Source organism: Archangium gephyra (assembly GCF_049060025.1).
In the GTDB taxonomy this organism is placed as follows: Bacteria; Myxococcota; Myxococcia; order Myxococcales; family Myxococcaceae; genus Archangium; species Archangium gephyra_A.
In genome coordinates this window covers 10,883,002-10,903,583 of record NZ_JBMEQQ010000002.1, presented here as the reverse complement: position 1 = coordinate 10,903,583, position 20,582 = coordinate 10,883,002, and the positions used below count along the sequence as shown (strand labels likewise).

The following is a 20,582-nucleotide window of genomic DNA, read 5'->3' as shown; positions in this document are numbered from 1 at the left end:
CCTCAACGAGCCTTCCATCCTTATACTCCTCCGGGCACGCGGCGGATGTCGGCCCCCGCTCGCGTCCCCGGCCATGGAAACCCTTCCTTCTCCCCCGCCCCCCGTCTCTCGCTCCTGGCTCCTGGAGCGGCTGGACTCCCTGCTCTCGGAGTCCCTGCGCCAGGGGTCGCCCACGGAGCTCGTCCGCTACCGGCTCGTGGTGGGCACCGCCTGCTTCTTCGTCGCATTCAACCTGATCTACATGGTGGCGGCCGTCTTGTCGGGCCTGCCTCCCTACCCCAGCCTCGCCGCCGGCCTGGTCTACGCCGGCGTCCTGCTGCTCACGCGCCGCTCGGCCACCATCGAGCCGCCCACGGCGCTGCTGTTGATGGCCTTGTCGCTCGTGCTCATCGCCGCCGCCTTCGATGGCAATGCCCCCTATGTCAGCACCCACGCCATCTGCACCCTGATCCCCGTCATCGCCGTGTACCTGTCCGGCGCTCGCGTGGGGCTGTTCATCACCCTGTTCCTGCTCGTGACCCTCAGCCTGGGCTTCCCGCTCTACGTCACCTTCGCCCAACCCGCCCCTCCGCCGCCCTCCCCCTACCTGATGTGGATCGGGCACATCTCCGCCGGTCTGTCCCTGGTGGGAGCCTGGGGCGTGGGCTCGCTGCACAACGCCGCGCGGAACTCCGCCCAGGGCTCGCTCGAGCGGACGCTGAAGGCGCTCCGGCTGAGTGAGAACAAGCTCAGCAACCTCCTGGAGAGCACGGATGATCCGGTGCTCTCCCTGGACAAGAAGGGCCTGCTGCTGACCGCCAACTCCGCGGCGAGGCAGATGCACCTCCAGCGTTTCGGCCATGAGCCCGAGGTGGGCCAGCCCTTCTGGATGGAGCCGGAGCGCCGCGAGCGCTGGGCCCCGCACGTGGCCAGGGTGCACGCCGGCCAGCGCGAGCGGTTCGAGGACGAGTTCGAGGTGCAGGGCTCTCGCCGCCTCATGGACATCAGCCTCAGCCCCCTGCGGGATGGGGACGGAGAGGTCGTGGGGCTGACGCTCTTCGCGCGGGACATCACCCCCCGCAGGCAGGCCGAGACCCGGCTGGGAGAGCTGCACCGGACGCTGCTGGATGTGTCCCGGCAGGCGGGTATGGCGGAGATCGCCACCGGCGTGCTCCACAATGTGGGCAACACCCTCAACAGCGTGAACGTCTCCACCAGTCTCGTCATGGACCGGCTGCGCCTGTCGCGTGTCTCCAGCCTGGCCCGGGCCGCCCAGCTCCTGCGCGAGCACACCGTGGACCTGCCCACCTTCCTCACCCAGGATCCGCGGGGCCGGCAGTTCCCGGCCTTCCTCCTGGCCCTGTCCGAGCAACTGCTGGAGGAGCGCAACACCCTGCTCCAGGAGATGCGCTCCCTGAGCGAGGGGGTGGATCACATCAAGTCCATTGTCAGCATGCAGCAGCGGCATGCGAGCTCCGCGGGCGTGAGGGAGCAGGTGGCCATGCCCGTCCTCATCGACGAGGCGCTGCGCCTGCACGCCGCGTCCTTCGAGCAGCTCGGCATCCGCGTCGAGCGCGACTACGCCCCGGTGCCGCTGCTCTCCGTGGATCGGCACAAGCTGCTGCAGATCCTCGTCAACCTGCTGAGCAACGCGCGCCATGCGTTGATGGACAGCCCGCGCAAGGACAAGCGGCTGAGCATCGGCATCCAGCCGGCGCCTGACGGAGAGCGGGTGCTCATCGAGGTGAAGGACAACGGGGTGGGCATCGCCCCGGAGAATCTGCCGCGCCTGTTCACGCAGGGCTTCACCACCAAGAGGACAGGCCATGGCTTCGGCCTGCACATGAGCGCCCTGGCCGCCGAGGAGTTGCACGGGCGGCTCACCTGCGACAGCCCCGGCCCCGGCCAGGGCGCCACCTTCACCCTGGCGCTGCCGCTGGCGGAGGAGCCTGGGCCCGGGTTCAGCTAATGCGCGAGGTGCCGCTCCAGGGCGGCGAGCAGCGCCCCCTCCTCCACATCCTCGCCGCGGTCGCTCGTCGTGAAGTGGTCCGGCCCGGCGCCGGTGGGGACTTCACATTCGTAATCGTAGCGCCCGTTCTCCTTCTTGAACGTGCTCACGTAGACGAGACGGCGCACGTCGCTCGGATGGGCAATGCCAACCGCCATCAGGTCGGCATCCCAGTGATCCACGATGACCCAACCCCGCTCATTCATGGGGAGCCGCGCGAGCAGCGCCAGGATGCGCTTGTCCTTCTGAATCATGGGGCGAACCTACCGTCGCTCAGGCTCAATCCCCATCACCCAACTGGCAAGGCTCCCATGTCGCCAGCCGCGAGGCCTCGTCCCAGCTCGGGGGAAACTCGCTCCAGAAGAGGAAGACGATCCACTCCCATGGAGGCAAGGGACCCGAGCGGTCGGACGCGTAGGAGCGGTCCTACTCGTCCTGCGCCTGCTCGACGGCCTTGTTGATGCTCATGCGGACATCCACCGGCATCGCCTCGAACAGGACACCGAAGCCGTATTGACCCTGGGGCGAGGGCACGGTCGTGCGCCACATGACCAGCGCCGTCACATGCACGTACCGGTGCTCCTGGAAGTTGAACGCGAGGCTCACGCGCGAGAGCAGCGGCGGCTGCATCGTCGACGTCAAGCCGGCACCATTGAACGAGACGTCCACCATCTCGGCATCGAAGAACTCGCCCGCGCCCTCCGTGGAGAGCTTCACGCGCTCGATATTCTTTTCCGCGTCACTTTGAGTTACCGACGCGGGCACGTCGTCCATCACGCTGACCTGCACATCGATGTTGACCGCGATCCGTTTTGCCCGGCGATTGGCCTTGGACATGGAAGCTCCCCCTCAGAGGCGTTGATTCAGGATTCGCGGCATCAATGCACCTGGACCCTGGACCGTCAATGACGGCGGAAAGACGAAAGGCCGCCCCTCGCGGTGAGGTGGCGGCCTCCGTCCTTCCCGAGCCCCGGGCACGGACTAGCCCTGGATCTTGATGTTCTTGAGCGCCGCCAGCCGCGGGTCCACGAACGTCATGTCGCAGCCGCACTTCTTCTCGTTGAGGTTCTGGCCGCACTTCACGCACAGCCCGCTGCAGTCCTCACGGCACACGGCGTTCATCGGCAGCGCCAGCAGCACCTGCTCGCGGACGATCGGCTCCAGGTCGATCACCTTTCCGTCGAACAACTCCTCGTCCGCCCTTTCCAGCGCGAACGAGCCGCCGCTCTCGCCATGGCCCTTGTCGTCGTCCCCCTCCTTGTCCTTGTCCAACAGGCCCTCACCCCGGGCGAGCGACTCGGGAACGAGGTTGAGGGAGAAGGACACCGGCAGCTCCAGCTTCGACTCCGTGAGGCAGCGCTTGCACTCGGCCACCACGCGCGAGGTGAACTTGCCCTCGAGGAGTACGCCCCCGCTCACCTTGCGCAGGTTCGCCGAGACGATCAGGGGCTCGAGCGGCCGGAAGCCGGAGCCCTCCATGGCGGCTCCGAGCAACTCCAGGCTCATCTCCTTCTTCGTCTGGAGCCCTGCGTCGCGAATTTCTTCAATCTTTACGCGCATCTACCCGAGTTCCTATCCAAAAGGGGCGCGCATCATGGTGAGGGTCCCCCCCGCAGTCAACGCGCCCGAACCTCTATAGATGTCACTGGCCCTTCACCGTTGCGGGAGTGTCCTCGCGGTAGAGGGGTGCCTGGCCGTCTGCTAGGGTAGGTGCCAATGTACGACCGGCGGAAACGCGTGGTAGCCAGCATCGTGGTGGCGAGCCTGCTGTCCCCCGGCGCCTCGCTCGCCCGGCCTCTGTTCCCCGCGCCCCTGCTCTTCCAGGCGGCACCGGCCCGGCCGGAGATCGCCCGGGCCCAGGAGCAGATCAGCGACGGCGACTTCGAGGAGGCGGTGAAGACGCTGGAGGCGGGCCTCGACGCCCCCGACGTCACCGATGATCAGCTCGTGGAGCTCTACCGCCTGCTCGGGCTCACCTCGCTGTACCTGGGGGACGAGGCGCGGGCGCGCGAGGCCTACGAGATGCTCCTCCAGGCCCGGCCCGACTACGAGCTGCCGCGCACGGCGCCTCCGAAGATCCGCACGCTCTACGCGCGCATCAAGGAGGACATCAAGAACCGCCGGGTGCGGCCCGTCACCCTCCAGGTGGACCCCATCCCGGACCCCCAGGGCGGCACGCCGGTGCGGGTCGAGGCGCGCATCGAGGACATGGCGCTGGGCGCGCGGGCGCGGCTCTTCTACCGGCGCGCGGGCGCGCAGGCGTACAGCTCGGTGGACTTCACGCGCGAGGATCGGGCCCGCAAGGAGCACTTCACCGCCACCATCCCCGCCTACGAGCTGCCCGCGGCCGCCTCGGCCTACGAGGTGGAGTACTACTTCGAGGTGGCGGACGCGGCGCAGCGGCGGCTGGCGGGCCGGGGTGATGCCTTCAACCCGCTCGTCTTCCAGGTGACGCCCGAGCCGGGCACGGTGGCCACGCCCGGCGAGCGCCCCTGGTACAAGAGTCCGTGGCTCTGGGTGGCGGTGGGCGCGGTGGCCGTGGCGGGCACCGCCGGGGCCGTCGTCTACGCCACCTCCGAGGAGCGGGGCCGCGTCCCCATCACCATCCGCGTCAATCCATGAGCCCGCGACCCTCCCTTCTCCTCCTGCTGGGCACCACCCTCGCCGCCGGCTGCGGGGCGGAGCCGCCCTCGTCCGGAAACCGCCTCGGCCTGGAGCTGAGCATCTCTCGAGCCGTCGCCGAGGAGCTGGGCGCCTTCCAGGTGGTGGTCCTCCCCGAGGGCCAGTCGCGCCGGTGTGGCGACCTCCAACGCACCTGCCTCAACCAGCAGGTGGAGCAGCGGGAGGCCCTCGTCCTCCAGGGGCCGGATGGGACGATGGCGCGGGCCCTGCGCTTCCCCGCGGGGCTCCAGGGCGGGGCCCAGGAGCTGGCCGTGGACATCCCGGTGGGCCGCGACTACGTCGTCGTCATCGAGGCCCTCTCGCGCGCCAACCCGCCGCGCTTCCTGGGCAGCTCCTGCAACTACCTGGAATCCGTGAGCGCCGCCCGCAACGAGCCGCTCATCGCCGCCGCCATCACCCTGACGGCCGTGGAGTGCGATCCCACCTTCGCCCCCTGAACGCGGGGCGGGCGGACGGACGAGCCCTGTCACAGAGGCGTCACCTGCTCGTCATTCAACCGCCACCACCAATCTGGTACGCCACGGGTGTTCAACCAGGGGGCTGGGAGGGACGATGGCGCGCATCCTCATCATCGAAGACGAGCAGGACCTGTCCGGACTGGTGGAGTACAACCTGCGGGCGGCGGGATTCGAGGCGGAGGTCGCGGGCACCGGTGCCAACGGCCTGGCCCGGGCGCGCGCCCATACGCCGGACCTGGTGCTGCTGGACTTGATGCTGCCGGACCTCGCGGGCAGCGAGGTGCTGCGCATGCTCAAGAGCGACACCGAGCTGCGCAAGGTGCCGGTCATCATCGTCAGCGCCAAGGGCCAGGAGTCCGACCGCGTCCAGGGCCTGGAGCTGGGCGCGGATGACTACGTGGTGAAGCCCTTCTCGGTGCGCGAGCTGCTGCTGCGCGTCCGGGCGGTGCTGCGGCGCGCGGACGTGGACGAGAGCCCCGCCGCCCAGCTCTCCGTCGGGGACATCCAACTGGACACCTCGCGCCACCAGGTGCGCGTGAAGGGCCAGGAGGTGGTCCTCACCGCGCTGGAGTTCCGCCTGCTGCGCACCCTGCTGGAGCGCGCCGATCGCGTGCAGACGCGCGAGGTGCTCCTCTCGGACGTGTGGGGCATCCAGGCGGAGATCCACACCCGCACGGTGGACACGCACATCAAGCGCCTGCGCGAGAAGCTCGGCCCCGCGGGCGACATCATCGAGACGGTGCGCGGCGTGGGCTACAAGCTCAGCCCTCCGCCACGGTAGAAGCCCATGCCCCTGCGCCTCTTCCTGCTGCCCCTGCTCGCCCCCGCGCTCGCGGCGCTGCTCCTCTTCCTGCTGCTGGGCTGGAAGCTGGACGCGCTCTTCGTGGCGCTCGCCACGCTCTCGGGCTCCCTGCTGACGCTGTTGGCGGCCCGGGGCGCGCTCAAGCGGCAGCTCCTCACCCTGGCCCGCCAGGTGCGCACCCGCGCCGAGGGCTCCCCCGCCCCCGGCGGCCGCGAGGACGAGCGGGACAGGCTCGAGGAGGTGGCCAACCTCCAGGGCGCCATCGACTCGCTCCACCAGCAGCTCTCCGCGCGCAACGCCGGCCTCAACCAGGAGTCGCGCACCCTCACCGCCGTGCTGGACGGCATGACGGAGGGCATCTGGGTGACGGACGCCGAGGGCACCGTGGTGCGCCACAACGACGCCCTGCGCGGCATGCTGCAGACGGCCGGGAACATCACCGGCCAGCGGCCCCTGGCGCTGCTGCGCAACGACGTGCTCAACGAGGCCGTCATCCGCGCCTGCCGCGAGGGCGCCTCCACCCGCCTCGAGCTGACGCTGGAGGGCTTGTTCCCTCGCACGCTCGCCATCCGGGTGACGCCCCTGGGGAACGATCTGCCCGGCAGCGCCGCCGTCTTCCACGACGTCACCGAGCTGCGCCACCTGGAGAAGGTGCGCAAGGACTTCGTCGCCAACGTCTCCCACGAGCTGCGCACCCCCATCACCGCCATCCGCGGCTACGCCGAGACGCTCCAGGGCGGCGCCCTCCAGGACGCCGTCATGGCGCCCAAGATGGTGGACATCATCCACCGCCAGTCCGAGCGCCTCTCGGAGCTCGTCGAGGATCTGCTCGAACTGTCCCGGTTGGAGTCACGGGAAGTGAAGTTGACGGGGGTGGACGTGCCCCTGGCGGTGTCCGCCTCCCGGGCGGCCGAGGTGGTGCGGCACAAGGCCCAGGGCAAGAAGATTACGGTCGAGCTGAACATCCCCCCGGGGCTGATCGGCCGGGGAGACGAGCGGGGGCTGGAGCAGGTGCTGCTCAACCTGCTGGACAACGCGGTGAAGTACACGCCCGAGGGCGGCCGGGTGCTGGTGACGGGCGCTCTAGAGGAGGGACGGTGCGTGGTGCACGTCCGGGACACCGGGGTGGGCATCGAGCCCAGGCACCTGGCCCGCATCTTCGAGCGCTTCTACCGGGTGGACAAAGGGCGGAGCCGGGACATGGGGGGGACGGGCCTGGGCCTGTCCATCGTCAAGCACCTGATGGGCGCCATGGGGGGCGAGGTCCGGGTCGAGAGCCAACCAAACGAGGGCTCCACCTTCACGATTTTCCTTCCAGCAGCGGTGCCCTCGGCCTCGGCGACGGGTTAGGATGGGGCGGCCATGCGGGTTGCCATCCTCGCCGACATTCACGGGAACCTCCCCGCCTGCGAGGCCGTCCTCGAGGACATCGCCCGCGTTGCGCCCGACTACATCGTCGCCGCCGGGGACCTCGCCCTGCGCGGCGCGCACCCGAAGGAGACAGTGGAGCTGCTCTTCGATCGCTGCGATGCGATCCTCATGGGCAACACCGACTGCTACCTCGCCGGCCACTACCTGGGCGGGGCCTACCGCGAGCGCGACCACTGGAAGACGGAGCTCCTCCAGTGGACGAGGGATCAGCTCGGGGAGCCGTGGCTGAAGAAGCTGGGCGCCCTGCCCTTCTCCCAGCGCTACTCGCCGCGCAAGGGGCAGGATCTGTTCGTCTGCCACGCCAACCCGCGCAACCTCGAGGACTCGTTGGATCCGACGTTGGACGAGGCCACCGTCCGGCGCTACTTCCAGAACCTGGACGCGGCGGCGTGTGCCTTCGGCCACCTGCACTTCCCCTACCGCCGCCGCGTGGGCCGGCTGCTGATCGCCGACGTGGCCAGCGCCGGCATCCCCCGTGACGGCGACCTGCGCCCCGCCTACGGTGTCTTCACGTACACGCCCAAGGGCTGGCGCGTGCAGATCCGCCGCGTGCGCTACCCGGTGCGCAAGGCCACCCAGGCCCTCACCGCGAAGCGCGTGCCCGGCGGCCCGCTGCTCATCCACAAGCTCGTCGAGGCGCGCTACCGCCACCACAAGGCGCTGATGGAGGCCGCGCGCCGCCACTCGGGACTGCCTCCGCCGGGCCCGGTGTTGCGCCCGCCGCCGGGGGCCAACATCCCCCACTCGCCCATCCCGCTGGAGCTGCCGATGGTGGCCCCGCCCATGCTGCTCAAGCAGGCCGCGGGCGGCGAGGAGCACCACCACGCCGCCCCCGTCGAGGGTGAGCCGGTGCCGCTCTCCACCGTGACGGACCTGGACGGCTGACGCGGAAACGTTGGTCGAGGACGTCCCTCCTCTCGCACTTCTCCCTCCCGTGGCTGGCGGCCCCGGGCTGGACCCTTGTGCGTGACAACGATTCCCACGCTCAGTGACAGATGTTACACAGTTGTCGCAAGCACGACACCTCAGTGCAAACACCGGGGTCCAGAGTGCGCCGCCGCCATGCCCCACGTCCTCATCGTCGATGACGAGCGAGATCTCGCCGAGCTCATCGACTTCAATCTCCGCGCCGCCGGGTTCTCCACCCGCGTGGCCCCCACCGGTGAGTCGGCGCTGTCCGCCGCCCGGGATCAGCGCACGGACGTCGTCCTCCTGGATTTGATGTTGCCGGACATGTCCGGCGTGGAGGTCTGCCGCCAGCTCCGCGCCGCCGCCAACACCCGTGACGTGCTCATCGTCATGCTCACCGCCAAGGGCGAGGAGTCCGACCGCGTCCGCGGCTTCGAGGTGGGCGCCGACGACTACGTCACCAAGCCCTTCAGCGTCCGCGAGCTCGTCCTGCGGCTCAAGGCCATCCTCCGCCGCAGCGGCCCGGCCCGGGACGAGTCCGCGCCCGTCAAGATCGGCCCCCTCACGCTCGACACCTCCGCCCACCGCTTCCACGTGGATGGCAAGGAGGTGACGCTCACCGCGCTCGAGTTCCGCCTGCTCGAGTACCTGATGACGCGCGTGGGCAGGGTGCAGTCACGCGAGCAGTTGCTCGAAGAGGTGTGGGGCCTGTCCAGCAACCTGGAGACGCGCACCATCGACACGCACGTCATGCGCCTGCGCGACAAGCTGGGCCCGGCGCGCGCCTACCTGGAAACGGTGCGCGGCGTGGGCTACCGCATCGTCGAGCCGGGCATCGCCTGAGCTTCGTTGCGCAGTTGTCACGCCCCGTTCGTCAAACAGCCACGGACGCCGCATACAGGGTGCCTACCGTTGTTCCACACCGAGTGGAACATGCCGGGAGGCATCCATATGAAGACGTTCATCGCTTCGATCGCCGCGGTGCTGCTGCTGGCCCTGCCCGGCGCGGCGCGCGCGGGCACCGTCACCGTCAAGGGCTCCGACACCATGGTCATCCTCGGCCAGCGCTGGGCCGAGGATTTCATGAAGAAGAACCCCAACACCCGCCTGCAGGTGACGGGTGGCGGCTCGGGCACCGGCCTGGCGGCCCTCATCAACGGCACCACGGACGTGGCCATGTCCAGCCGCCCCATGAAGAAGGCCGAGGAGGACAAGCTGCGCGGCGTCACCAAGAACGCCCCCGCGCAGATCTCCGTGGCCAGGGACGGCGTCACCTTCTACGTCCACGAGTCCAACGCCGTGAGCGCCCTCACCCCCGAGCAGCTCAAGGGCATCTACCTGGGCGACATCACCAACTGGAAGGACGTGGGCGGCAAGGACGCCCCCATCGTCGTCTACTCGCGTGAGAACTCCTCGGGCACCTACGTGTTCGTGAAGGACAACGTGCTGGAGGGCGAGGACTACGTGGCCAGCGCCCAGACGCTGCCCGGCACCGCCGCGGTGGTGAACGCCGTCTCCAAGGAGAAGAACGGCATCGGCTACGGCGGCTCCGCCTACGCCAAGGGCATCAAGGAGCTGAAGGTCAAGAAGGGCAACGAGGAGATCGAGCCCAGCGAGGCGAACATCAAGAGTGGCAAGTACCCGCTCTCGCGCGACCTCTACTTCTACCTGCGCGGCGCGCCGGCCGGCGACGTGAAGGCCTTCATCGACTTCGCCCTGTCCCCCGAGGGCCAGGCCATCGTCACCAAGGTTGGCTACTTCCCGGTGAAGTAGCCCCCGAGGGTGAAGCCCCGCGCGCGTCACCAGATTGTCACACGAGGCTCGAGAACAATGATGGATAGACAGGCGGCCATGCAGAGTCAGGGTCTCGTGGAAACGGTCACCGCGGCACCGCGGCTCTCCTCCGCTGCCCGGCGCCGGCAGCTCCGGGAGAAGGTCATCGCCGGAGTCATCACGGCGGTGGCCTTCACCGGAATCGCCGCGCTGGTGCTCATCCTCGTCTTCATCGCGAAGGAGGCGCTGGCGCTCTTCCTGGACGCCCACGCCCGCGAGGAGGCGAGCCTCTCCAAGATGTTCCTGCCGCAGGTGGTGCGCCAGGGCCGCCCGGCCGCCTTCGTGTGGCAGCCGGTGTCCAATGTGCCCAAGGTGAGCATGATTCCGCTCTTCATCGGCACGCTGAAGACGACGCTGGTGTCCATGGCGGTGGCGGTGCCGGTGGGGGTGATGGGCGCGCTGTACGCAGCCGAGTTCGCGCCCCGGCGGCTGCGCGAGGTGCTCAAGCCCACCATCGAGCTGCTGGCGGGCATTCCCTCGGTGGTGCTGGGCTTCTTCGCGCTGATGGTGCTCGCCTCCTTCCTGCAGGACACCTTCGGCCTCACCACGCGGCTCAACGCGGTGGTGGCGGGCCTGGCCCTGGCCCTGGCCATCGTCCCCGTCATCTTCACGGTGTCCGAGGACGCGCTCACCGCGGTGCCGCGCAGCTACCGCGAGGCCTCGCTCGCGCTGGGGGCCACGCCCTGGGAGACGGCCTGGAAGGTGGTGCTGCCGGCGGCGGCCCCGGGCATCCTCGCCGCGTGCGTGCTGGGCTTCGGCCGCGCCATCGGCGAGACGATGATCGTCCTGATGGCCTCGGGCAACGCGGCCATCACGTCGTGGAACTTCACGGACTCGGTGCGCTCCATGTCCGCCACCATCGCCGCGGAGATGGGCGAGGTGGTGGTCGGCAGTCCGCACTACTCGCTCCTGTTCTTCATCGGAGTCGAGCTCTTCCTCTTCACCTTCATCCTCAACATGGTCGCCTCCACCTGGACGCGGAAGGTCCTCAAGCGGCTGACGGGAGCCGGAGCGTGAAACACACCATGCGCCGGGCCGTGGGCGGAGTGCTCACGTCCCTCACCGGCTTCGCCGCGCTGCTCATCGTGGCCATGCTGGCCCTCATCCTCTTCGACGTGGTCCGCGGGGGCCTGGGGCACGTCTCCTGGACGTTCCTCTCCCAGCCGCCCTCGGACGGAATGATGGCGGGCGGCATCTTCCCCGCGCTCTACGGCACGGCGGCGCTCACGCTGCTGATGACGCTGGCGGTGATGCCGGTGGGCGTGCTGACGGCGGTGTACCTGCACGAGTACGCCCCCGCGGGCTCCCGGCTGGCGGCCGCGGTGCGCATCGCCGTGGCCAACCTGGCCGGGGTGCCCTCCATCGTCTTCGGCCTCTTCGGCCTGGGCTTCTTCATCCACTTCGTCGGGGGGAACATGGACCGGCTGCTCGGCTACCAGGAGCTGAACTGGGGCCAGCCGGGCATCCTCTGGGCCTCGCTCACCCTGGCCGTGCTGACGCTGCCGGTGGTCATCGTCTCCACCGAGGAGGCGCTGCGCGCGGTGCCCATGGACCACCGCACGGCGAGCCTGGCGCTGGGAGCCACCCAGTCCCAGACGCTGGCCCGGGTGGTGCTGCCGGGTGCGCTGCCGGGCATCCTCACCGGCGCCGTGCTGGCGGTGTCGCGCGGCGCGGGCGAGGTGGCCCCCATCCTCTTCACGGGTGCCGCCTACTTCCTCCCCGACCTGCCCGACACGCTCAACTCCCAGTTCATGCACCTGGGCTACCACACCTACGTGCTGGCCACGCAGTCCCCGGACGTGGAGGCCAGCCGGCCCCTGTTGTACGCCACGGTGCTGGTGCTGCTCGCGCTCACCTTCGCCCTCAACCTCGTCGCGGTGCTCATCCGCGCCCGCACCCGCCGGCGCGCCTCCGCGTCCCACTGACACCGAGCCATGTCCCTCTCCCCCGCCGTCCCCGCGCGCATCAAGATGGAGGCGCGCCAGCTCACCCTCCTCTACGGCTCCAAGGTGGCCGTGAAGACGGTGAGCCTCACCCTGCCCGAGCACCAAGTCACCGCCCTCATCGGCCCCTCCGGCTGCGGCAAGTCCACCTTCCTGCGCTCGCTCAACCGGATGAACGATCTCATCCCGGGCTCCAGCCACCAGGGCACCGTGCTGCTGGACGGCACCAGCATCCACGACCGCCACGTGGACGTGGTGGATCTGCGCCGCCGCGTGGGCATGGTCTTCCAGAAGTCCAACCCCTTCCCGAAAACCATCTTCGAGAACGTGGCCTACGGCCTGCGCGTGGGCGGGATGAAGGACAAGACGGAGGCCTCGCCGCGCGCGTGGAGAAGTCCCTCAGGGGCGGAGCGCTCTGGGACGAGGTGAAGGACCGGCTCAACGACAGCGCCCTGAGCCTGTCCGGCGGCCAGCAGCAGCGCCTGTGCATCGCGCGCGCCCTGGCCGTGGAGCCCGAGGTGCTCCTCATGGACGAGCCCGCCAGCGCCCTGGATCCAATCGCCACGGCGAAGATCGAGGAGCTCATCCACGAGCTGAAGGAGCGCTACACCATCGCCATCGTCACCCACAACATGCAGCAGGCGGCGCGGGTGAGCGATCGGACGGCTTTCTTCTACATGGGAGAGCTGGTGGAATGCGGGCCCACCGAGCAGATCTTCACCAACCCGCGCGAGAAGCGCACCGAGGACTACGTCACCGGGAAGTTCGGGTAGGCGCGAGGGAGAGCGGGCACATGCCGTCAACGCATACGGACAAGGCATTCGAGGCGGACCTCAGGGATTTGCGCGAGAAGCTGCTGGCCATGGGCGCCAAGGTGGAGGCGCTCATCGCCGACAGCATGCGCGCGCTCACCGACCGGGACTCGCCCCTGGCCGAGCGCGTCATCCAGGCGGACAAGGAGGTCAACCGGCTGGAGGTGGAGATCGACGAGACGTGCCGCCGCATCCTCGCGCTGCGCCAGCCGGCCGCGAGCGACCTGCGCCTCATCACCACCGCGCTGAAGATCGTCACCGACCTGGAGCGCATCGGGGACCTGGCGGTGAACATCGCCGAGCGCGCCAAGGATCTCAACGAGGCCCCGCCGCTCAAGCCCTACGTGGACACGCCCCGGCTGGCCGAGCTGGCCCAGCAGCAGGTGAAGAAGGCGCTGGATGCCTTCGTGTCCTCGGACGTGGCCAAGGCCGAGGCGGTGCTCAAGGAGGACGAGCACCTGGACATCCTCTACCTGAAGATCTTCAACGAGCTGCTCAGCTACATGATGGAGGACTCGAAGAACATCCGCCGCGCCACGGCGCTCATGTTCATCGCCAAGCACCTCGAGCGCATTGGCGACCACGCCACCAACGTGGCGGAGATGGTCGTCTATATGGTGCGCGGCACCGACATCCGCCACCCGCGCAGCCGCAACCTGACGACCACGTCCTGACGCCCGGGTCCTGACGCAGGAGGTCATGTCCTGGCGCTGTCACTGGAATTTCTCCCGGCTGCCGAGCGAGCGTCACAGGGGGGACTTGGGGCTTCGCGAACGCAGCGGGTAGGATGCGCGTCCGAACGCGCCCCCCCCGCTTCAGGAGACAGCCCGCGCCCATGACCCACGCGCTCAGCCTCACCCTCCTCACCCTCGCTGGTATCGGAGCCTTCGTCCTCTTCGTCCAGCTCTTCTTCGTGCTGAGACGGCAGTGGACCCTGGCCCGGACCCCCGTTCCCGAGGCCAGCGGAGGGACGCCCGCGGGCATCTCCATCCTCAAGCCCCTGTGCGGCGTGGACGACGACCTGGAGGCGAACCTGGCGTGCTTCGCCACGCTCGGCTACCCGGCCTATGAGGTGATCCTCGGGGTCAAGGACACGCGCGACCCGGCCTATCAGGTAGCCCAGGCGGCCGTGGCCCGCTGGCCCCAGGTGATGAAGCTGGAGCTGCAGCACGGCGAGCCCGGCCTCAACCCCAAGGTGAACCAGCTCATCACCCTGGCCGGCGTGGCCCGCTACGACATCCTGCTCATCAGCGACTCCAACACGCGCGTGGAGCCGGACTACCTGCAGGAGATCTCCCGCACCTTCGAGGATCCGGAAGTCGGCTGCATGTCGCACCCGGTGAGCGGCATTGGCGAGCAGACGCTCGGCTCGCTGATGGACAACCTGTACCAGAGCACCACCACGGGCGCGGGGCAGATCGCCGCGAAGCAGGCCGCGGACCAGGACATCGTCGTGGGCAAGTCCATGGCGCTGCGCCGCGAGGTGCTGGAGGCGCTGGGCGGCTTCTACTCGGTGCGCAACGTGCTGGCCGAGGACTTCGTCATCGGCCGGTGGGTGACGCGCGGCCTGGGCAAGCGGGCCGTGGTGGCGCGCGCGCCGGTGTACAACGTGTCGCAGAAGAAGAGCGTCAGCGCCTTCTTCAAGCGCTACCTGCGCTGGTGCATCATCCACCACTCCTGCATCCCCACGCCGGTGTACCTGGCGCAGTCGCTGCTCAACCCGCTGCCGTATGCGCTGCTGGGCGCGATGCTGGAGCCCTCGCTCCGGGCGCTCGGGGTGGTGGCCGGGGTGACGGCGGCCAAGCTCATCCACGACGTGTCCGTCTTCCGCGCGCTGCGGCCCGGGCAGCCCACCCCGGCCATGGCGGTGCCGGCGGTGCTGCTCAAGGACATGCTGCTCTTCGTGGCCTGGGTAAACGGGCTCTTCGCCCGCTCGGTGGACTGGCGCGGCAACAAGCTGCGCGTGATGGCCGGCTCGCGGCTGGTGCCGCCCACGTCCGCCCCGGTGCAGTCGCTGCCCACCGCCGAGGCCACCCCCGGCGCCAAGTCCGAGTCCGAGTCGGACTCCAACGAGCTGCTCGCGGGCTGACGGTTTCACCGCGAAGTCACCTGGCTCCCCCGGAAGGTTCACCGGGGAGCCATCTCCGTGTTTCAGCGGCTGGGTACTCATGAAGTACCCATGCTCATCCGCAAGCTGGCACACCTGTCGGACCTGCATCTGGACCTCACCCGCGAGAGCGACGCGACGGCCACCGCGCTCGTGGAGACCCTCCTCGCCGAGCGCGTGGACCACGTGGTGGTGACGGGAGACCTCACCCACCAGGGCAGCCGGAGCGAGTACCGGCGTTTCCGGGAGCTCTTCGCCCCGCTGCTCGAGGCCGGACGGCTCACCTTCATCCCCGGCAACCACGACCGCACCGGCGAGGACGCCGGCGGCCAGTGGATGAATGGCCGGAAGGTGCGGGTGGAGCGGCACGAGGATCTCTTCCTCGTGTGCGTGGACTCCACGGGCCCGCACAACCGCAACTACTTCGCCTGCCATGGCGAGCTGAGCCGGACCGTGCTGGACGAGGTGGACTCGGCCCTGAGCGCCGCACCGACGGGTGCGCTCACCGCCGTGCTGCTGCACCACCACGTGCTGCCCCTGCCCGAGGAGAGCCTCCCGGAGCGCTTCGCCACCCGCATGGGCTGGCCGCATGCCTCGGAGCTGGCGCTGGGCGCCGAGCTGGTCCGCCGCGTCCAGGGCCGGTGCGATCTGATCCTCCACGGGCACCGCCACGTGCCGCGCGAGTTCGACCTGGGCCCCGTCCGGGGCCGCGGGCTGCGCATCTACAACTCGGGCAGCTCCATTGAGCTCGGCCGCTTCCGCCTCTTCCAGCACGCGGCCGGTCGGCTGGTGGGCGAGCCTGGCTGGCAGCGGACGGCGCTGCCCCCGGTGCGCAAGCGCTCGGTCCCCAACGTCATGCCCGCCCTGCAGTATCTCGCCAGCCAGTTGACGGTGTCCCTCCTCTGAAGGGCCTGCTTCCGCTCTGCCCCCTCCCCTGCCCTCCAGCCGGCCCTGTTGCTTTCATGAAATGCCGCGTTGCCGTCAGCGCGTTGTCCCCACGGACCAGGAGGCGACTTGGGGAGAAGGGCATCCGAGGACGACGGACGCAAGGTGCTTGTCGTTGACGACGACGCGGACTGGCGGGAGTTCCTGAAGCTGTGTCTCGAGGATCTCGGCTACGAGGCCATCGAGGCCGCCAACGGCCAGGAGGCCCTCGACTCGCTGGCGAGGCAACGCTACGGCGTGATGCTGCTGGACCTGAACATGCCCGGCATGAATGGCTTCGAAGTGGTGGAGCGGATGCCCCGCAGCGGCACCCCGCCCCGGGTGGTGTTCCTCACCGCCGCGGCGGCGCAGGAGGTGGGCGGCGCCCTCCGGACGGGGCCGCACTACTACCTGCCCAAAGGCGCCAGCCGGGATCAACTCTCGCTCCTGCTCCAATCTCTGGACGCCTGAGGCGCCCCTGCTGCTATAGGTCGATGCCCGGAGGTTGAACGGCCATCGCAACGGAATTCGCCATCATCTTGGTGCTGATCCTCGCCAACGGCATTTTCGCCGGGGCGGAGCTCGCGCTGCTGTCGGTGCGCAAGACACGCCTGAGCGAGCTGCTCGAGGAGGGCAACCGCGCCGCCCTGGCGGTGAAGGCGCTGCGCGAAAACCCCGAGCGCTTCCTGGCCACGGTGCAGATCGGCATCACCGTGGTGGGGGCCTCCGCCGCGGCCTTCGGTGGCGCATCCATCGCCCAGCGGCTGGTGGGTCCGCTCACGGAGCTGGGGTTGAAGGCGGAGACGGCCGAGAGCCTCGCCTTCGCGGGGGTGGTGGGACTGGTATCCTATCTGTCGCTCGTGCTGGGCGAGCTGGTGCCCAAGTCCCTGGCCCTGCGCTTCTCCGAGGGCTACGCGCTGTTCATCGCCCGCCCGCTCCTGGGTGTCTCCTGGGTGGTGCAGCCGATGGTGTGGCTCCTCACCGCCAGCTCCAACCTCATCCTTCGCTTCTTCGGCGACAAGACCAACTTCACCGAGTCGCGCCTGTCCCCGGACGAGCTGCAACAGTTGGTGGAGGAGGCGGCGAAATCGGGCTCGTTGGATCCCCGGGCCGGGGAGATCGCCTCGCGGGCCTTCGATCTGGGCAACATCCCCCTGTCGGCGGTGATGGTGCCCCGCAGCCGCATGGTGGCGCTGCGCCGGCACGCGAGCCCGGAGGAGATCAAACAGGTGCTGCTGGAGCACGGGCACTCGCGGATGCCGGTGTACGAGGGCTCGCTCGACAACATCGTGGGCTATGTCATCGCGAAGGATCTGCTGGGGGTGGCGTGGGAGGGTCCGCTCATCGTGCTGGAGGACGTGATGCGGCCGGCCTGGTTCGCCTTCGAGTCGATGAGGGCCATCGACGCGCTGAAGGAGCTGCAGCAGCGGCGGATGCAGTTGGCCATCGTGGTGGACGAGCGCGGAGGCGTGGCGGGGCTGGTGACGGTGGAGGACATGGTCGAGGAGCTGGTGGGGGAGATCGCCAGCGAGTTCGAGAAGCCCGAGGAGCTCATCCGGCGAGAGAGCCCCACCTCGGTGGTGGTGCAAGGCACGGCGGCCCTCCGGGACGTGAACCGGGCGCTGGGGTTGGAGCTGGAGGAGGGCCAGGGCTGGTCCACGGTGGGAGGGCTGTGCTCGGCCCAGGCGGGGACCATCCCCGGGCCGGGCACGAAGCTGACGCTGGAGGACGGGACGGTGCTGGAGGTGCTGGACGCGAGCCCCCGCCGGGTGCGCACGGTGCGCATCCACCTGCCGCCCCCGGAGTCCGCCAAGGTCTGACAGCCAGCAACAGCCCAGGAGAGGAGCGCGAGATGAACCTCGCCGCCGCGGTCCTCGAGAAGGCCAGGCGTCCCCAAGAGCCCTCCCATGTGAGGGAACCCGGACTACACTCGTCGCCGTGCCAGCGGATGACGACCAGAGACCGGAGCCCACAGCGCCACCCGACACGCACTGGGGAAAGGGAGCGCGGACCCACGAGGAGCGCAACTTCCTGGAAGGAGCGCGGCCTCGTGGCTCGGAGCTGGGCCGGGCGTTGCGCATCTTCGGCGAGTGCATCAAGGGCTTCCGGGCGCTGCACTTCGTGGGCCCGTGCGTGACGGTGTTCGGCTCGGCACGCTTCGGCCCGGAGCATCGCTATTACGAACAGGCGCGGCGCCTGGGGGCGGAGCTTGCCCGGCTGGGCTTCACGGTGATGACGGGCGGCGGACCCGGCATCATGGAGGCGGCGAACCGGGGCGCACGTGAAGCGGGAGGCCGCTCGGTGGGGTGCAACATCCAGCTTCCCCATGAGCAGAAGCCCAACGCGTACCTCGATACCTTCGTCGAGTTCCGTTACTTCTTCGTCCGCAAGCTGATGCTGGTGAAGTACTCGTACGCGTTCGTGGCACTCCCGGGTGGCTTCGGGACGATGGATGAGCTCTTCGAGACGGCGGTGCTCATCCAGACGGGGAAGATCCGGAGCTTCCCACTGGTGCTGATGGGCAGGGACTACTGGGAGCCCCTGGTGGACTTCCTGCGCGGGACGATGCTGGCGGCGGGGACCATCGACGCGGCGGACGTGGAGCGGCTGGTCATCACGGACTCGGTGGAGGAAGCGGCCGAGTGCATCCGCGGATGCATGGAGGGGAGGCCGGAACTGCTGCGCCCCAGGCCCACGCGAAGCAAGATGCTCGGTGAGCGCTGATCTCTGGGCGAGCACCCTCACCACCCAGCAGCACTACGTGGTGGACGGGGTCGCGGGGCTGCTGCTGGCCGTGGGCGTGTGGGCCCTCTTCTACGCCCGGCCCGCCGCGGTGAAGCGGCTGACAAGTGCCTGACGGCAGCGGCCCGGAAAGGCGAAGGGCCTGGAACCCACGGGGGATTTCCCCAAGGATTCCAGGCCCTTCACGGTGCGCGCGATGCAGGATTCGAACCTGCGGCCTTTGGCTCCGGAGGCCAACGCTCTATCCAGCTGAGCTAATCGCGCAGACGGCGACAGCGGGTGGGTAAGTAACTGACTTCCCCCGCCGACGCAAGCACGCTTTCTTGGAACAGCACCGGGCGAGGACATCCTCCCCGGAGGAGCCGGTTCCACTGTTGGATACCCACCTGACTGGCTGCTGGGGAGGCGGGAGTCACCCGCTGGCCACGAGGAACAGGCCAGGAGGCACCAGAGCGGGGTATGCACCGGGAGCCTGGCGAGTGGAGTGCCAGCCCAGACGAAGAGCGGACGATGCACGAGAACGAGGAGCTTCGAGGTTGGGGGGAGTCCATGACGAGCCACAGCCTCGTCCACCGGGTGGAAGGCTCGGCGCAGCTGGCCGAGCTGATGGTGACGGCGGGTGGGCGCGGGGAGACGGTGGCCTTCCGGGGCGGAGGGCGGAGCTACGGCGACGCGGCCCTGAACACCGGAGGCGCCATCGTCGAGCTGGGCCGGCTCGATCGCATCCTGGAATTCGACAGCACGGAAGGCATCGCGCGGGTGGAGCCCGGCGTCACCATCGCGGCCCTGTGGCGCATGAGCATCGCCCACGGCTTCTGGCCGTACGTGGTGCCCGGCACCATGCACGTCACCATCGGTGGCGCGCTGTCGATGAACATCCATGGGAAGAACCAGTACAAGGTCGGCTCGTTTGGCGAGTACGTCCGCTCCTTCCGCCTGCTGACGCCCTCGGGAGAGGAGCTGCGTTGCAGCCGCACCGAGAACGCCGAGCTCTTCCACGCCGCCATTGGAGGCATGGGGCTGCTCGGGTGCATCCTCGAGGTCGAGCTCCAGCTCAAGCGAGTCTCCTCCGGACGGCTCCTCGTGCACGCGCGCAGCACGAGGGATCTCGGGGAGGCGATGCAGGCGCTCGACACCTCCCAGGCCGACTCCGACTACATGGTGGGCTGGATTGATGGCTACGCGAGCGGCTCGCGCCTGGGGCGAGGGATCCTGCACCTGGCGCGGCACGTCCCGGCCCAGGAGAACCCGGATCCCTTCCTCGCCCCCGCCCGGCAGGACGTGCCTGGACGAGCCTTCGGCGTGGTTCCGCTGGGCTGGCTGTGGCCCGGATTGTGGCTGACGGTGCACGGCCGGGCGATGCGCTGGGTCAACATGGCGAAGTTCTACGCCGGCATCCACGAGGCGAGCCGCCCGGCGTACCTGCAGACCCATGGCGCGTTCCACTTCCTGCTCGACTACGTGCCGGGCTGGAAGCGCGCCCTGCTGCCGGGAGGGCTGCTGCAGTTCCAGCCGTTCGTGCCCAAGGAGCAGGCCCACGCCGTCTATACGCACATCCTGGAGCGCTGCCAGCGCGAGGGGCTCATCCCCTACCTCGGGGTGCTCAAGCGCCACCGGCCAGCCCCGTTCCTGATGAGCTACTACGTCGACGGCTACTCGCTGGCGCTCGACTTCTCGGTAACGGGTTCCAACCGGGAGCGCCTGTGGAAGCTCTGCCGGGAGCTGGCGGATCACGTGCTGGCCCACGGTGGGCGCTTCTATTACGCGAAGGACTCCGTCCTCACGGCGGAGCAGTTCCGGGCCAACCACGCGCCGGGAGCCATCGAGCAGTTCCTGGCGCTCAAGGCGAGGGTGGACCCGAAGAACGTCCTGCAGACGGACCAGTGGCGGCGGCTGACGACGCCCGGGAAGGGCTCGTCCCTGCTCGCGCGGGCGGGTTGAGAGGAATGCAC

General features: G+C 69.2%; 21 protein-coding genes, 1 tRNA gene and 1 pseudogene. 19 read left to right on the top strand and 4 right to left on the bottom strand.

Going from position 1 to position 20,582, the window contains the following annotated elements:
* Positions 1 to 73: 73 nt before the first annotated feature.
* Positions 74 to 1,948 (top strand): two-component system sensor histidine kinase NtrB, encoded by a 1,875-nt coding sequence (locus tag ACN28I_RS47705; protein ID WP_420948498.1) that lies wholly within the window; start codon positions 74 to 76, stop codon positions 1,946 to 1,948.
* On the opposite strand, the gene ACN28I_RS47700 is transcribed toward ACN28I_RS47705, so the two are convergent.
* The 3 genes from ACN28I_RS47700 to ACN28I_RS47690 form a co-directional block, all read right to left on the bottom strand.
* Positions 1,945 to 2,241: a hypothetical protein gene (locus ACN28I_RS47700; protein ID WP_420948497.1), complete on the bottom strand. Its 297-nt coding sequence runs from the start codon at positions 2,239 to 2,241 to the stop codon at positions 1,945 to 1,947. The two genes, ACN28I_RS47705 and ACN28I_RS47700, sit on opposite strands and share 4 nt — an antisense overlap.
* A 172-nt stretch (positions 2,242 to 2,413) precedes the next feature.
* The gene (locus ACN28I_RS47695; protein ID WP_420948496.1) at positions 2,414 to 2,824 is read right to left on the bottom strand and encodes a PilZ domain-containing protein; all 411 of its coding nucleotides are present in this window, start codon (positions 2,822 to 2,824) and stop codon (positions 2,414 to 2,416) included.
* Positions 2,825 to 2,968: 144 nt separating this feature from the next.
* Positions 2,969 to 3,547, bottom strand: coding sequence for a YceD family protein (locus ACN28I_RS47690; protein WP_420948495.1), 579 nt, complete (start codon positions 3,545 to 3,547; stop codon positions 2,969 to 2,971).
* Between the two features lie 177 nt (positions 3,548 to 3,724).
* Between ACN28I_RS47690 and ACN28I_RS47685 the strand changes: the two genes are divergently transcribed.
* The 17 genes and pseudogenes from ACN28I_RS47685 to ACN28I_RS47605 all read left to right on the top strand — a co-directional run bounded on the left by ACN28I_RS47685 (position 3,725) and on the right by ACN28I_RS47605 (position 18,745).
* Positions 3,725 to 4,609 carry a hypothetical protein gene (locus ACN28I_RS47685; protein ID WP_420948494.1) on the top strand — a complete coding sequence of 295 codons (885 nt, stop codon included), beginning with the start codon at positions 3,725 to 3,727 and terminating at the stop codon, positions 4,607 to 4,609.
* Positions 4,606 to 5,106 carry a hypothetical protein gene (locus ACN28I_RS47680; protein WP_420948493.1) on the top strand — a complete coding sequence of 167 codons (501 nt, stop codon included), beginning with the start codon at positions 4,606 to 4,608 and terminating at the stop codon, positions 5,104 to 5,106. Before ACN28I_RS47685 ends, ACN28I_RS47680 begins: the two co-directional genes overlap by 4 nt.
* A 115-nt stretch (positions 5,107 to 5,221) precedes the next feature.
* Positions 5,222 to 5,908: a response regulator gene (locus tag ACN28I_RS47675; RefSeq protein ID WP_420948492.1), complete on the top strand. Its 687-nt coding sequence runs from the start codon at positions 5,222 to 5,224 to the stop codon at positions 5,906 to 5,908.
* Positions 5,909 to 5,914: 6 nt separating this feature from the next.
* On the top strand, positions 5,915 to 7,279 hold the full coding sequence (locus ACN28I_RS47670) for a sensor histidine kinase (protein WP_420948491.1): 1,365 nt from the start codon (positions 5,915 to 5,917) through the stop codon (positions 7,277 to 7,279).
* 12 nt (positions 7,280 to 7,291) lie between these two features.
* A complete protein-coding gene (locus ACN28I_RS47665) occupies positions 7,292 to 8,245 on the top strand; it encodes a metallophosphoesterase family protein (protein ID WP_420948490.1) in 954 nt (317 codons plus the stop codon).
* A gap of 177 nt (positions 8,246 to 8,422) precedes the next feature.
* Positions 8,423 to 9,112 carry a response regulator gene (locus ACN28I_RS47660; RefSeq protein ID WP_420948489.1) on the top strand — a complete coding sequence of 230 codons (690 nt, stop codon included), beginning with the start codon at positions 8,423 to 8,425 and terminating at the stop codon, positions 9,110 to 9,112.
* 108 nt (positions 9,113 to 9,220) lie between these two features.
* A complete protein-coding gene (locus ACN28I_RS47655) occupies positions 9,221 to 10,042 on the top strand; it encodes a phosphate ABC transporter substrate-binding protein (RefSeq protein WP_420948488.1) in 822 nt (273 codons plus the stop codon).
* A 78-nt stretch (positions 10,043 to 10,120) separates the two neighbouring features.
* A complete protein-coding gene (gene pstC, locus ACN28I_RS47650) occupies positions 10,121 to 11,119 on the top strand; it encodes a phosphate ABC transporter permease subunit PstC (protein WP_420948487.1) in 999 nt (332 codons plus the stop codon).
* Positions 11,116 to 12,027 carry a phosphate ABC transporter permease PstA gene (gene pstA / locus ACN28I_RS47645; protein WP_420948486.1) on the top strand — a complete coding sequence of 304 codons (912 nt, stop codon included), beginning with the start codon at positions 11,116 to 11,118 and terminating at the stop codon, positions 12,025 to 12,027. The genes pstC and pstA overlap by 4 nt, the downstream gene beginning before the upstream one ends.
* A 45-nt stretch (positions 12,028 to 12,072) precedes the next feature.
* Positions 12,073 to 12,818: pseudogene (pstB, locus tag ACN28I_RS47640) on the top strand (phosphate ABC transporter ATP-binding protein PstB).
* A 20-nt stretch (positions 12,819 to 12,838) separates the two neighbouring features.
* Positions 12,839 to 13,531 carry a phosphate signaling complex protein PhoU gene (gene phoU, locus ACN28I_RS47635; protein ID WP_420948485.1) on the top strand — a complete coding sequence of 231 codons (693 nt, stop codon included), beginning with the start codon at positions 12,839 to 12,841 and terminating at the stop codon, positions 13,529 to 13,531.
* Between the two features lie 161 nt (positions 13,532 to 13,692).
* Positions 13,693 to 14,946: a ceramide glucosyltransferase gene (locus ACN28I_RS47630; RefSeq protein ID WP_420948484.1), complete on the top strand. Its 1,254-nt coding sequence runs from the start codon at positions 13,693 to 13,695 to the stop codon at positions 14,944 to 14,946.
* 90 nt (positions 14,947 to 15,036) lie between these two features.
* Positions 15,037 to 15,870: a metallophosphoesterase family protein gene (locus ACN28I_RS47625; protein WP_420948483.1), complete on the top strand. Its 834-nt coding sequence runs from the start codon at positions 15,037 to 15,039 to the stop codon at positions 15,868 to 15,870.
* 108 nt (positions 15,871 to 15,978) lie between these two features.
* Positions 15,979 to 16,359, top strand: a complete 381-nt coding sequence (locus tag ACN28I_RS47620; protein ID WP_420948482.1) for a response regulator — start codon at positions 15,979 to 15,981, stop codon at positions 16,357 to 16,359.
* Positions 16,360 to 16,430: 71 nt separating this feature from the next.
* Positions 16,431 to 17,708, top strand: a complete 1,278-nt coding sequence (locus ACN28I_RS47615) for a hemolysin family protein (RefSeq protein ID WP_420948863.1) — start codon at positions 16,431 to 16,433, stop codon at positions 17,706 to 17,708.
* 118 nt (positions 17,709 to 17,826) lie between these two features.
* Positions 17,827 to 18,612 (top strand): TIGR00730 family Rossman fold protein, encoded by a 786-nt coding sequence (locus tag ACN28I_RS47610; protein ID WP_420948481.1) that lies wholly within the window; start codon positions 17,827 to 17,829, stop codon positions 18,610 to 18,612.
* Positions 18,602 to 18,745 (top strand): hypothetical protein, encoded by a 144-nt coding sequence (locus ACN28I_RS47605; protein WP_420948480.1) that lies wholly within the window; start codon positions 18,602 to 18,604, stop codon positions 18,743 to 18,745. The genes ACN28I_RS47610 and ACN28I_RS47605 overlap by 11 nt, the downstream gene beginning before the upstream one ends.
* 75 nt (positions 18,746 to 18,820) lie before the next feature.
* Here the strand turns inward: ACN28I_RS47605 and ACN28I_RS47600 are convergent.
* Positions 18,821 to 18,894: transfer RNA gene (locus ACN28I_RS47600), tRNA-Arg, on the bottom strand.
* A 246-nt stretch (positions 18,895 to 19,140) separates the two neighbouring features.
* Here ACN28I_RS47600 and ACN28I_RS47595 point away from each other — a divergent pair.
* Complete coding sequence (locus tag ACN28I_RS47595) at positions 19,141 to 20,571, top strand: FAD-binding oxidoreductase (protein ID WP_420948479.1); 1,431 nt, start codon at positions 19,141 to 19,143, stop codon at positions 20,569 to 20,571.
* The last annotated feature ends 11 nt before the right edge of the window (positions 20,572 to 20,582 follow it).

Coding starts and splice junctions, on each gene's coding strand:
- ACN28I_RS47690 (WP_420948495.1), bottom strand. CDS start 3,547: ATGCGCGTAAAGATTGAAGAAATTCGCGACGCAGGGCTCCAGACGAAG.
- ACN28I_RS47700 (WP_420948497.1), bottom strand. CDS start 2,241: ATGATTCAGAAGGACAAGCGCATCCTGGCGCTGCTCGCGCGGCTCCCC.
- pstC (WP_420948487.1), top strand. CDS start 10,121: ATGCAGAGTCAGGGTCTCGTGGAAACGGTCACCGCGGCACCGCGGCTC.
- ACN28I_RS47670 (WP_420948491.1), top strand. CDS start 5,915: ATGCCCCTGCGCCTCTTCCTGCTGCCCCTGCTCGCCCCCGCGCTCGCG.
- ACN28I_RS47655 (WP_420948488.1), top strand. CDS start 9,221: ATGAAGACGTTCATCGCTTCGATCGCCGCGGTGCTGCTGCTGGCCCTG.
- ACN28I_RS47625 (WP_420948483.1), top strand. CDS start 15,037: ATGCTCATCCGCAAGCTGGCACACCTGTCGGACCTGCATCTGGACCTC.
- phoU (WP_420948485.1), top strand. CDS start 12,839: ATGCCGTCAACGCATACGGACAAGGCATTCGAGGCGGACCTCAGGGAT.
- ACN28I_RS47705 (WP_420948498.1), top strand. CDS start 74: ATGGAAACCCTTCCTTCTCCCCCGCCCCCCGTCTCTCGCTCCTGGCTC.
- ACN28I_RS47630 (WP_420948484.1), top strand. CDS start 13,693: ATGACCCACGCGCTCAGCCTCACCCTCCTCACCCTCGCTGGTATCGGA.
- ACN28I_RS47660 (WP_420948489.1), top strand. CDS start 8,423: ATGCCCCACGTCCTCATCGTCGATGACGAGCGAGATCTCGCCGAGCTC.
- ACN28I_RS47595 (WP_420948479.1), top strand. CDS start 19,141: ATGCACGAGAACGAGGAGCTTCGAGGTTGGGGGGAGTCCATGACGAGC.
- ACN28I_RS47665 (WP_420948490.1), top strand. CDS start 7,292: ATGCGGGTTGCCATCCTCGCCGACATTCACGGGAACCTCCCCGCCTGC.
- ACN28I_RS47680 (WP_420948493.1), top strand. CDS start 4,606: ATGAGCCCGCGACCCTCCCTTCTCCTCCTGCTGGGCACCACCCTCGCC.
- ACN28I_RS47675 (WP_420948492.1), top strand. CDS start 5,222: ATGGCGCGCATCCTCATCATCGAAGACGAGCAGGACCTGTCCGGACTG.
- ACN28I_RS47695 (WP_420948496.1), bottom strand. CDS start 2,824: ATGTCCAAGGCCAATCGCCGGGCAAAACGGATCGCGGTCAACATCGAT.